The following is a 12,337-nucleotide window of genomic DNA, read 5'->3' on the forward strand; positions in this document are numbered from 1 at the left end:
CCAGCGCAGCGGTTCCGTACCGCAGGCAGCGCAGCCCGCCCCGGAGCAGCAGGCGCCCCGCATGACCGGCCACCGGCAAATGCTCGCGGCCGCCATGCAGAGAGGAATGGTCCGAAGTGGCTGAGGGCCTGCAGGCCGGTCGCCTCGACGTGCCGGTCGTCGCTGACCTTGCAGGCTTCGCCGCGAAGCTACGCACCGAGGTCGAGTCGGCCGCCGAGGGACTGGCCGCCAAGATCAAGGTTGAGATCGACTCCAAGGGCCTCAAGCGCCGCTTGAAGGAGGTCGTCAAGGAGGCGTCCAAGGGCGTCTCCGCCACCGTCCGCGTCAAGGTCGACGAGGAGCGGTTCCGCGCAGATCTAGACGGCATCCGTCGCCGTCTCGATGACGCAAACCTCAACCTCCCCGTGCGCCCCAGTGGTGACGGGGATGGAGAGCGAAGCGGCGGACTGCTCAGCGGACTGCGAAGCCTGATCACCGGCGCCCAGGGCGAGGCCGACCGGAACCCGGTCAACGTGCCGGTCCAGATACGCATGCCCGGCCGCGGCCGGGGCCTGCGCATGCTCGGCGTCGGCGCGATCGTCTCCCTCCTGCAGCCCGCGGTCGCCCTCATCGGCCAGTACGGCGCCGGCCTGACCGCGCTCGTATCGGCGGCCGCGCCCGCGGTCGGTGTCCTTGGTGCGATACCCGGGCTGATCACCGCGGCGGGCACCGCAGCGATCGGCACGAAGATCGCGTTCAAAGGCTTCGGTGAAGCGCTCAAGCAGTCGAACGCGGCGCAGCAGATGCTCGCCACGGACGGCAAGGTCACCGAGGCCCAGCAGAAGAAGCTCAAGGAGGCACTGGACAAGCTCTCCCCCTCAGCCCGCGACGCGGTCAAGGCCGTTTCGTCGCTGCAAGGGGCGTGGAGCAAGGTCCGCATGTCCGTCAGCGACCGTTTCTTCTCCAAGGTCGCCGACGACATCAAGCCCCTGGCGAAGACCGTCTTCCCGCTCCTCGAAGACGCCCTCGGCGACTCCGCGTCGCAGATGGGCTCCCTGGGGGAGCGCGCCGCGAAGGCGATGCAAAGCGGCCCGTTCCGCAAGGACTTCAAGACCGTCGCGTCTTCGAACTCGCGGGTCATCGGCCACCTGACAGATGGCATCGCCAACATGGCCAGCGCCACCGGGGACTTCCTCGTGGCCAGCGGCCCGTTCGTCGAGCGGGTCGCGCGTGGCGGTGAACGGCTGACGCAGTGGGTCAGGGCCTCCGTGAAGGCCGGCCGGGAAACCGGCAGCCTCGCGAAGTTCCTGGACCACGCCGGAGACAAGGCCGCGCAGCTCGGACGGACCACCGGCAGCCTCATCCGAGGACTTGGCGGTGTCGGCCGCGCGGCCATGGACACCGGCAACGCGCTGCTCAACGGTCTCGAAGGGAGCATGCTCCGGTTCGAGCGCTGGGCCAACTCGGGCGTCGGCCAGCGCGCCATGCAGCAGTTCTTTTCGGACGCTGCGCCCGTGTTCCACGAGGTCAACGCCTTGTTCGGCGACCTCATGCGCGGGATGGGCCGGTCCATGAAGGACGGCGGCATTCTCGACCTGGTCCGCCAGATCCGAACCGAACTGATGCCGGCCTTGGGCACCTTCTTCAACGCCCTCGGTCAGACCGTCGGTCCGGCGATCATCTCAGTCATCTCGAACATCGCTACGGCGATCGGGAACCTCTCCGCGGCCGGGTCCGGACTCGGCGTACTGCTCGTGGCGTTCAGCGGCCTGCTCGAGGTCTTCAACACGCTCATGAGCATCATCCCCGGTGCGAACACCGTCCTGGCTACCTTCCTCGGCACGATGCTCGCTCTCAAGGTGATCAGCGGCGTCGTCGGCATGCTGGGTCGCTTCGGTACCTCCGTCGCAGCCGCGGGAACGTCCGCACGCACGCTCGGCACCACTATGCGCGGAAGCGTGGGCCCCGGTGTCATGGGCCCTCAGATCACCACATGGCAGCGCATGGGCCTCGCCTACCAGGGCGCGGCAACACAGGGAAACCGCCTGTCCGGCGCCATGCGCGGAATCGGCGCGGCCAACCGCGTCGCCTCCCGAGCCATCGGCGGCATCACCTCTGCGCTCGGCGGGCCGCTCGGTATCGCGCTCATCGGCGTCACCATCGGTCTCGGCCTGCTTGCCTCACGGCAGGAAGAGGCCGCCCGCGCCACCCAGGCGCACCAGGAGCGGGTGAAGTCGCTGACGGACGCACTAGTCGCGTCCGGCGGTGCGATCGACGCCAACGTCCGCGCCCAGGCCGCGCAGCTCCTCCAAGACACGGAGCTCGCCGACGGCAAGGGCAAGCTGGTCGACAGTGTCCGCGAGGCAGGCATCAGCCTCGGCGATCTGACGAACGCGTACCTCGGGCAGGGTACGTCCCTCGGTGATCTGCAGAAGAAGCTCCAGGAGACAGCCGACGCGCACAAGGTGTGGGTCACCACCGCGACCGGCGCCGCACAAGCATGGGACGACGAGGGCCTCGCCGCGATCCGGGCCCGCGACGCCATCGGCACCGTGAAGGGCGAACTCGAGGACAGCCAGAAGAAGCACAAGGAACTCGCCAACGCCATCAACAATTCCGGCACCACCGGCACCGATGCGTACGGCTGGCTCCAGTCCGCCGTGACGACATTCAGCGACAAGACGAAATCCGCGGACGAACGTGTCGATGCCCTCAAACGGGCTCTGGACGCACTGAACGGCAACACCCAGAGCTTCCATGACGCTGAGGCACAGCTCAACGCCGTGATGCTGCAGATCGACGACACGATGAAGTCGAACATCGAGAAGGCCGACGGCTGGGGCAAGGCGTTGGTCGCCAACGACGGTCTGGTCAACACCACGACCAGGAACGGCCAGAACCTGAACGGTCAGCTCACGGAGCTGCGCGACGGCATGCTCGGAGTGGCGACCCGGGCGCAGGAAGCTGCGGAACAGGGCCTGATGCCCATGTCCACCGCGATGGACAAGAGCCAAGAGGCGATGGAGCGAGCCCGCGCGAAGGCCATCCAACTCGCCACGGACATGGGCATCCCGAAGGCTCAGGCCAAGGCACTCGCCGATCAGATGGGGTTCGTCCCGGACACCATCACCACCCTGGTCACCGCAACGGGCATCCCGGCGGCGACCGCCGAAATCCTCGCCCTGCGCGGCAAGCTGGAGAGCATTCCGCCGGGCAAGGGCATCCAGATCAAGGCACCCACCATCGAGGCCCGCACACAGCTCGAGGCCCTCGGCTTCACCGTGCAGCGAATCCCCGGCAGCAAGAACGTCTCAGTCACCGCCCCGACCGGCGGCGCGCGCGTGAACATCTCCGCCCTGGCCCAGGACATCGCCAACGCGCCGGACAAGAAGAAGGTCACCGTCCAGGCGATCATCAAGCAGGCCGCCGGCGACCTGAAGAACGTCCAGGAGAAGGTGGCGGGCCTGCCCAAGGGCAAGAGCATCGACGTCAAGGCGCCCACGAAGACCGCGCAACAGGCGTTGAAGGATCTCGGCTACAAGATCAAGACGGTCGACGGCTCCAACGGCAAGACGGTCCGGATCACCGCCCCGACGAAGACTCCGCTCGCGAACGTGCAATCCATCCAGCGGGCGATCAACGGCCTTACCGGCAAGACCATCAACGTCACGGTGCAGTACAGCGAGTCGGGCAAGCCGTCTGTTGTCAGGACGCACGCGGACGGCGGGATCGTCCACTACGCCAACGGTGGCATCCGCGCGGCCACCAACCGAATCAAGGCGTTCGCGGCCGGCGCCGAGCGGCACATCGCACAGATCGGAAGACCGGGCGAAATACGCATATGGAATGAACCAGAGACTCAGGGGGAGGCTTACCTCCCTTTGGCCCCCAGCAAGCGCAAGCGCAGCAAGGCCATCCTCGAGCGCGTTGCGGAGATGTTCGGCGGCCAGGTCGTGTACTTCGCGCAGGGCGCCCTTCGCCAGTACGCGAACGGCGCGGTGCGCTCCACCGCGGCGAGCGCGCCCCGTTCCCGGGCGACCGCTTCACCGGCCGCCGCGGCGCTCGTCGGCGGCGACCTCAACCTGACCATGACCGGCGCACCCATGACCCCGGGCGCGGCCCTGAGCGACGCTCTGTTCGAGCTGCGCCGTATCCGCCGAGGAGGCGCACATGCCACTCCGTGAGGGCGAATGGAACCTCTCCTACAGCGCCAACGGGGTCCACCCGGCGGCGAACTTCACCTTCGGCACGATCGAGTCCGGCTACTACCTGCTGGAGCCGTACGAGATTACCTACGCCGACGTCGACACCGGGGACACCCCCATGCCGCGCGAGGACGGGGCCCGGTTCGGCGAGGACTACCGCGGCCAAGCCACCGTCACCTTCGAGGTGGGCGTGGACACCGTCGACGACGCCGCGAACATGATCGGCCGCCACGCTGCCAACCTGGACGCGGTCTCGGTGATGGGGCAGGCCTGGGACGGCAAGGCGGTCCGCAAGCGGATAGCAACCCCGGCGGTGCTGCGCACCACCCAGGGCGGCCGGCCGCGCCGCTTCTACGGCCGCCCCCGCAAGTTCGCTCCCGCCGGGTCCAGGCTCACCCGCCAGGGGTACACGCCGGTCGTGGCCACTTTCGTGTGCGTCGATGACACCGCGTACGACGACACCGAGCAGACGCTCCGCGTTGACCTCAATCCGCCGCCGCACCGCGGGCTCGTCGGCCCGCTCGCTGAACCGCTGTCGATGACCGGGCAGGGGGCGACCAAGGTGCCCGGCGAGGTCGTCATCGGGGGGAAGGGCCCCACCTGGCCCGTCATCCGGTTCTACGGGCCGATCAGCAACCCGACGTGTGAGGTCGTCGGCAGTTGGAAGCTGTCGTTCAGCGGCCTGACGCTGACCGCGGGCCAGAACGTCACCATCGACCCGCGACCGTGGGCCCGGACCGTCCTTCGGAACAGCGGTGCGTCCGTCGCCGGCGACATCACCCGCGGCTCCCCGCGGCTGCAGGACCTCTTCCTGCCCGTGGGACGACACCACTTCATCCTCCGCGGCACCGACGCCACCGGCACGGCGTACATGACGATCACCTGGCGCGACGCCTTCCCCTACCTGTAACCCGGGGCGCCCCCGGCAGGGCGCGACGTTAAGGCCCGCCGGGGGTGAGCCTCCGCTGTCCACGAACAGCAGCGGAGGGAAGACAGTCATGCCGTGGGATTCAGTGCCCTGGTTCACCGAGGGCGGCGCCGAGCACAGTTCCGAGGTGGCCCGACTCCTGGCCTACGCGGCGTTCGCCGGCGCCGAGGGCATCATCGGCAACTCGGATCTGCAGGTGAAGGCCCTCAGCTCGCCAGGGTCCTCGGTGCAGGTCATGACGGGGGCGTGCGCCATCCTCAACCGCGCGGCCGGAGCGAAGTACCAGGCGTACGCCGCACGGCTCCCCAGCGCGGACACCGTGAACATCGCAGCCACCGGCGCATCGGCGCGCAGTGACCTGATCATCGCGCGCATCGAGAACCCCTACAGCTACGGCGAGACGTGGAACCAGCCCGCCAATCCGGCCGTCGGCCCGTACATCTTCACCCGGGTCATCTCTGGTGTCCCGAGTACGACGACCCGGGTCAAGCAGGTCCGCGCCGGTGACTCGGCAATCACCCTGGCCCGCATCGACATCCCCGCGAACACCACCGCGATCACCCAGGGCATGATCAAGGACCTTCGGGAGATGGCGAACCCTCGCCGGCGCCGGGTCGTTCGCGCCCTGCGAGGGACGTGGACCACTCCCGATGAGGTCGGGAACACGAAGTACCCGAGCTGGGAGGAGTTCCCCAACGGCGCCCGCTGGGACATCGAGGTCCCGGAGTGGGCCACCAGGGCGACCATCATGGCGACCTGGGCAGGTCTCGACCAGCGCAACGCCAAGGACTCGTACGGCCACCTCCGGGCTGTCCTGGGGTCCCAAGCCACGGCCATCACGAACTTCAACTGCGACTGGGTCGGCAGCGCCCAGCGGTTCACGTTCATCGGCGGGGGCGACATCAGCATCCCGGCCTCCATGCGCGGCAACGTCTACGACCTGGTGCTCCAGGGCTGCGGCGCAGAGAGCGGATACACCGGAGTGCTCGAAGCGGACGGCGGCGCCTCCGTCTTCGCGGACATCGAGTTTGTCGAGGACCCGACCGAGGACGCGGTCTGATGCAGGGGTGGCGGTTCATCGCTCAGCGCGCCCTCGGCGATGAGGTCATCGACTGGGAGGTGCCGTTCGCCCTGTCCTCGAACCCCAAGCGGGATCTGTCCGGGCCGGGGGCGATGACGGGGACCATCACTCCCGAGTACGCGCGCATGATCGGCTCGGACGGCAAGCCGATCCTGCAGGAGTGGGGCACCAAGCTGTATCTGGAGATCGACGGCGACATCCGGTGGGGCGGCATCATCACGAAGACGTCGTTCGACGGGCCCCAGTTCACCGTTGCTTGCGAGGGGTTCAGCAGCTACCCGCACGGCATCCCGTACGAGGGTTACATCATCTCCGGGAAGAAGATCACTCCCAAAGACCCGTACGCCGGTAAGGACAAGAACCATGACGGCTGGGTCGACGGCCAGAAGGGCAAGAAGAAGGTCCCCCCGCCGCCGAAGCCGTACGGCGGCCCCCGCATCGACGTCTTCGAGGGCTTCCGTCACATCTGGTGGCACGTCCAGAGCAGGCCCGGCGGCAACATCGGCGTCAAGGTCGACACCCACGATCTCGGGGAGCTGCTGGGCACCTCCAATGGTGAGGACCCGTGGGAACTCGCCTGGTGGGACAACCCCGACTGTGGCCAGGCCCTCGACACCCTGACCACGCAGACCCCGTTCGACTGGCTCGAGACGCACGAGTGGGCGAACTCGACCAGCAACACCATCACCCACCGCATCCGGCTGGGGAAGCCCCGCCTCGGCCGCAAGCGCACCGACCTGCGGTTCATGGACGGCGAGAACATCGCCGCCATTGCCAAGCCCGAGGGCATGGGCGACGACTACGCCAACGAGGCCATCGTCCTGGGCAAGGGCGAGGGCAAGAAGATGAAGCGGGCACAGGTCTACCGCCCGAGGACTGACGGGCGCCTGCGCCGGGTCGCCACCGTCACCGACAAGACCCTGGCCTCCGACAAGTCGCTGCGCACCCGCGGGGAGAAGGAACTCGCCGGCCGGACCGCGAACCTGCAGATCCCCGCCATCCAGATATGGGACCACCCGAACGCCCGCTTCGGATCGTGGTCCCTCGGCGACGACATCCGCGTCCAGGTGCACGTCCCGTGGGTCGGCGACATCGACGTGTGGCACCGCATCATCGGCGACGAGATCAGCGCGGACGGCCGCTGCACCCTCACCTTGAGGCGTTCAGACTCCTTCCACTACTGAGCACGCGACGTTAGCCATGGCCGCCATCCAGCATCCGCGGCCATGGCGAACTTCCTCGACGATCAGACCGATGCGAAGCGCCTGGCGCAGTTGCTCGATGACTACGACCGGCGCCTCAAGGCGCTGGAGCGCACCACCCAGGCCAGTTACACCTCCATCGAGGGCGGCTCCCTCGACATCTACGACGACGAGGGCGTCCTCAAGGGCAGCGTCGGCGTACAGCCCGATGGCGGCGTCGCCCTGGTCCCGGTTAACACCACCCCGCCCCCGACGCCGACCGCCCCGACTGTCGAGGCCGTACTCGCCGGCCTCCTCGTCGGCTGGGACGGGCTATGGGATGACGCCTACACCACCCCCACGGACTTCTCCCTCGTCCAGGTCCACGTCAGCACGACCGCGGAGTTCACGCCGGACCTGACCACGCACGTAGCCACGATCACGGCCCCGCTCGGTGGCACGGTGACGATCGCCATCGAGGGCTACGACACCGTGTGGGTGCGCCTGGTCGGCCAGAACACCGGCTCCCTCACCGGGTCCCCTTCCGTGGCCGTACAGGGCCAGCCCCGGCAGGCCGTGGAGCAGGACCTCATCGACGGCATGGTCACGGAGAAGAAGCTCGCCGAGAGCGCCGTGACCGCCGCGAAAATCGCGCTGGGAGCTGTCGGCACCACCGCGCTCGCCGACGGGGCAGTCCTCGAGGACAAGCTGGCCAAGGCCGCGGTCACGCTCGGAAAGATCGCCAACGGGGCCGTCACCATCAACGCCCTCGGCGGCGCCCTCAGCGACAGTGCGGCTCAGCGCTACGTCGACACGATGAACGACCCGGCGGCCTGGACGGTCACTGACAAGGGCACCGGGGCCACCTGGGAGTTTCTTACCGGTGTCGCCGATGCCCCGACCAGCCAGCGGGTGGGCCAGTCCACGGGCTACAACCGGCTGCAGGGCACCACGACCATCCCGTACGAGCCGGGGGTGCTGTACCGGCTGAGCGCCCGGGTGCGCCTCAAGGCCGGAACCAGCGACACGTTCTATGTCGGCATCGCCGGCATCGGCGCGGACGGCAGGACCCTCGTCAACCGCATGGGTGTCGCCGGAAGCCCGAACTCGCACTACTACGTCGCCGCCTCCGGACGGGCCATCACGCAGGCAGACGGCTGGGTCGCGGTCGTTGGATTCGTGAAGGACCGGGCCGCGACCGGCTCGGCCGGCCCCAACAACGACCCGCGGTCCCCGGGCCTGATGCACAACGACGTCCGGTTCATCGCGCCGTACGTGTGGCTCAACTACACCGGGCAGGGCGCAACGTCGACGAACGTCATGCAAGTCGACTGCGTGACGCTCGAGGCGCTCAAGACGGGCATCGTCGACTCCGTCAACATCACGGCCGGGGCCGTGAACACCGCGGCGCTTGCCGCGGACGCCGTGACCGCGGGGAAGGTCGCCGCGGACGCGATCAGCGCCCGGGAGCTGCAGGCGAATTCCGTCACCGCGCTGGAACTGGCGGCCGGGTCCGTCACCGCGAATGCCGTAGCGGCCGGAGCCATCACGACGGACAAGCTCACCGTCACGGGCGGATCGAACATCCTGCCCGACCCCAGTTTCGAGGGCGCGGTCACCGCCTCACTGATCCTCGGCCTCTCCTACGCCACGCAGGACAAGACCACGGGCAACGGCTCGGCCGCGTCCTTGAAGATCGACGGCCGGTCGGCCACGGCCTTGTACCGGGACGTTCCGCTGACGTTGATTCCTGCGTTGCCGGGGGATCAGTTCTACCTCGCCACGGACTACTTCGTATCCGCGGACTGGGTGGGCACCTCCCTCAACCTTCACGCGCGCTGGGAAGACGCCGCAGGGGCAATCGTCGGGTACGGCGTCGTCGGCACGACCGGCACGCCGGTACGGGAAGCGTGGGCGCGGATATCCGGCACTGTTACGGCGCCGGCCGGAACGGTCCGCGCTGCCATCCGTGTGCAGACCGCACTGACGACTGCGGGTGACACCTGGTACGACAACGCGGCGGTCCGTCCGGTGATCCCGGGGGTTCAGATCGCAGACGGCGGCATCACCGCGCCGAAGATCCTTGCGGGGGCGGTCACCACCGACAAGCTCCTCGCCCTGGCCGTGACCGCCGAAAAGATCGCGTCCTTGGCGATCACCACGGACAAGCTCAACGCGCTCGCCGTGACGGCCGACAAACTCGCGGTGAACTCCGTGACCGCTACCAAGATCGCGGCCGGAGTCATCGACGCCACTCACGTTAAGGCCGGGTCGCTCACTGCGGACCGGCTCGCGATTGGCGCGGACGGTGGCAACCTGATCGCCGACCCCTCCTTCGAGGGCGCCGTGAGTGTCCAACGCGTCTCCGGGAGGGCGGCGTGGACGCTCGTCGCCGGCGGCAACGGCACCGCGCAGGCACTGCGCCAGGATGCCACCAACACCGATGAGCTTCCGCTCGTCGGCCCGATCCCCGCCACGCCTGGTCAAAAGATGTACCTCGCCATCGACTACAACGCCTCCAGCGACTACGTGGGCGAACAGGTCCTCATCTATGCCGAGTGGCAGGACGCTTCTGGCACCGCCATCGACTGGGCCAACGTCACCACCGGCGCGGGCCCTGTCGTCCGGGGCGCATGGGCGCGAATCGCCGGGATCGGATCAGTCGTCGCTCCGTCCGGTACCGCGCGGGTAGTCGTCCGCCTCAAGTCGTTCCACTCCACGGCGGGCAGCGTGCTGTGGGACAACGCCGTTGCGCGCTTCGTGACCGCATCCGGCTACGCCGGAGCGCGAGCCGAGCTGTCGCCGCTCGGGTTGCAGTTGTACGACGAGGAGGGGGAAGAGGCCGTCGCGCTTCTGACCGGTCGCCCCAACTACCTGACCCTCAGCGCGGACGGCGTGCCGGTCGCCACGATCGACCAGGAGGGTAAGGCGGGGTTCCAGTCCCTGGCCATCGCTGAGGGCTTGACCGTGGGCGGTGACGACATCGCCTCGATCCTCGATCAGCGACCGCGCGGCATCGTCGCGTACGGCGTGCCCGCAACCACGGTGACATCGACTGGCACGGAGATCGGGTTGTTCGAGCTGCCCGCCACAATCGTGGCGGGGCGGATGTACCGCATCAAGTTCCACGCCACGGCCGACTTCGACACCGCCAGCGACGGCGAGGCCCGCGTGTATCTCCGTGACGGTGGTGCCTCCACACCCTCGATCAACTCGACACTGCGCCAGCACGTCGTCCTGACCCCGTCACACACCGGCCGGTACTGGACGGCGGAGTTGGAGCACATCGTTCCGGCGAGCGCGCTGGGCGCAGGCCTGCACCGGTTCCTGATCTCCTTCGAGAACACCGGCGGCACCACGGGGCAGACCTTCGAACTTGGCTTGCCGACGACGGGGCGCAGTTGCTACTTCATCGTCGAGGACATCGGCCCGGAGATCCCGAAGACAGGCGGCAACAACACCGGCGGCGGCACGGCAGCACCGCCCGTTATCCAGTACACCAAAACGTACTCCGCGACCTGGTCCGGGTCGTACGCGAGCCGCGGCTCGTACAACTCGTACTTCGGCAACTCCTGCTACCAGGGCTACTACAGCTCCACCAACGGGATGCAGGCGAGCCTGATCGGTTTCGCCTCCTCTCTGGGCACGGACCTGTCCGGCGCCACCATCCAGAAGGCGGAGGTCTACCTCTACTTCGATCACTGGTACAGCAACAGCGGCGGGAAGGCCGTGATCAAGGCGCACAAGCACACCTCCCGTCCGTCGACCTTCTCCTGCGACGCCGAGTCCAAGACCGTGACCTGGGCGAAGAACGAGGGCAAGTGGGTCGACATCACCTCCGTCTTCGACAGCACGACGTGGCGGGGCATTGCCCTGGACCCAAACACCTCCGGCCTGACGTACTACGGCCGCGCGCGCGGCTACGGCCAGACCAATCCCCCGAAGCTGCGCGTCACCTACACCAAGTGAGGAGGGTCCCGCCTTGCCTGCCCTGCCCCTGTCCCTGAACGCCATCTGCGGTCTCGCCTGCGAGCCGACGTTACTTCCCCGCGTTCGCATGGCCATCGCGATGGTTGCGCAGGAAGTGTTTGCCGAGCCCCCGGAGACGGCGGGGTACCCCATGCGCTGGAACCTGTCGAAGACCGTACTCAGCCCCACCGAGTCGCAGGCCTCGCAGATGATGGTCGGCATCGTCGCCTCGCCGCCCATGCTCGCCGCGGCCGCCGCTGCTGCCGCGGGCGGAGCTACGGACTCGGCGGCCATGGCCGCAGCCATCACGGATGACCAGATCCTCGACGCGATCCGAAGGGGCTGGAACGCCGTCGCCGGCGTCGGCCCCACGTACGCGCAGACGAGGCATGCCGAGCAGCAGGAGACGTAAGCGCCCGTCGGGGTGCAGCGTTCTGGGCCGCGGGGAGCCGCGGGCCTTCGGGCCCCGGCTCCCGCGCACCCCATCCGACTGACGATCTAGGAGGCGCCATGGAATGGCTTATCTCCCTGGCGCCTGTCCTCGGCCCCCTCTTCGGTATGACGGGCGTGCTGGGCGGGGCCTGGATGGTTCACCGCCGGGAGAACCGTAAGAACAAGAAGGACGCCCATACGGCGGAGGCGAACACCTACGTCGCTTCCGTCCAGACAGTCACGGACGGCTTTACGCAGCTCCTCGAACAGCAGCGGGCGACGAACGCCCAGACCCTTGAGCGGGTCGCCACTTTGGAGACCAAGCAGACCGCACTTGAGCGGAAGGTCGAGGTCCTGGAGGAGGAGCAGCGACAGTGGCGGCGCTGGAAGGCGGCCGCGGTTGAGTACATCCACCAGCTTCGCGACCTGGTCGCCAAGCTCTACGAGCGGCCCGTACCAGCCCCGCCCAGGGAGATCGCGGAAGACCTCGGCGACAGCCCCACCTCCTGAGCCCGCGACACAAAGCCGGGCCGCCCTCCAGAGTCCGCCCGTCACACAACCT

7 protein-coding genes are annotated in these 12,337 nt (G+C 68.2%); all 7 read left to right on the top strand.

From position 1 onward, the window contains the following. The first annotated feature begins 116 nt into the window (after positions 1 to 116). The 7 genes from ACGFR9_RS10905 (at position 117) to ACGFR9_RS10935 (ending at position 12,285) form a co-directional block, all read left to right on the top strand. The gene (locus ACGFR9_RS10905) at positions 117 to 4,163 is read left to right on the top strand and encodes a hypothetical protein (RefSeq protein WP_393205521.1); all 4,047 of its coding nucleotides are present in this window, start codon (positions 117 to 119) and stop codon (positions 4,161 to 4,163) included. Next, positions 4,150 to 5,094: a hypothetical protein gene (locus ACGFR9_RS10910; RefSeq protein WP_393205523.1), complete on the top strand. Its 945-nt coding sequence runs from the start codon at positions 4,150 to 4,152 to the stop codon at positions 5,092 to 5,094. Before ACGFR9_RS10905 ends, ACGFR9_RS10910 begins: the two co-directional genes overlap by 14 nt. Positions 5,095 to 5,182: 88 nt before the next feature. Then, positions 5,183 to 6,172, top strand: a complete 990-nt coding sequence (locus ACGFR9_RS10915) for a hypothetical protein (protein ID WP_393205526.1) — start codon at positions 5,183 to 5,185, stop codon at positions 6,170 to 6,172. Then, positions 6,172 to 7,377 (top strand): hypothetical protein, encoded by a 1,206-nt coding sequence (locus tag ACGFR9_RS10920; RefSeq protein ID WP_393205529.1) that lies wholly within the window; start codon positions 6,172 to 6,174, stop codon positions 7,375 to 7,377. The genes ACGFR9_RS10915 and ACGFR9_RS10920 overlap by 1 nt, the downstream gene beginning before the upstream one ends. A 42-nt stretch (positions 7,378 to 7,419) precedes the next feature. Beyond that, the gene (locus tag ACGFR9_RS10925) at positions 7,420 to 11,343 is read left to right on the top strand and encodes a hypothetical protein (RefSeq protein WP_393205531.1); all 3,924 of its coding nucleotides are present in this window, start codon (positions 7,420 to 7,422) and stop codon (positions 11,341 to 11,343) included. Between the two features lie 100 nt (positions 11,344 to 11,443). Next, complete coding sequence (locus ACGFR9_RS10930) at positions 11,444 to 11,755, top strand: hypothetical protein (RefSeq protein WP_393205534.1); 312 nt, start codon at positions 11,444 to 11,446, stop codon at positions 11,753 to 11,755. Positions 11,756 to 11,853: 98 nt separating this feature from the next. Beyond that, the gene (locus tag ACGFR9_RS10935; protein WP_319646738.1) at positions 11,854 to 12,285 is read left to right on the top strand and encodes a hypothetical protein; all 432 of its coding nucleotides are present in this window, start codon (positions 11,854 to 11,856) and stop codon (positions 12,283 to 12,285) included. Positions 12,286 to 12,337: the final 52 nt, after the last annotated feature.

The sequence above is a fragment of the Streptomyces sp. NPDC048584 genome (assembly GCF_043199595.1).
GTDB classification, from domain to species: Bacteria; Actinomycetota; Actinomycetes; order Streptomycetales; family Streptomycetaceae; genus Streptomyces; species Streptomyces edwardsiae.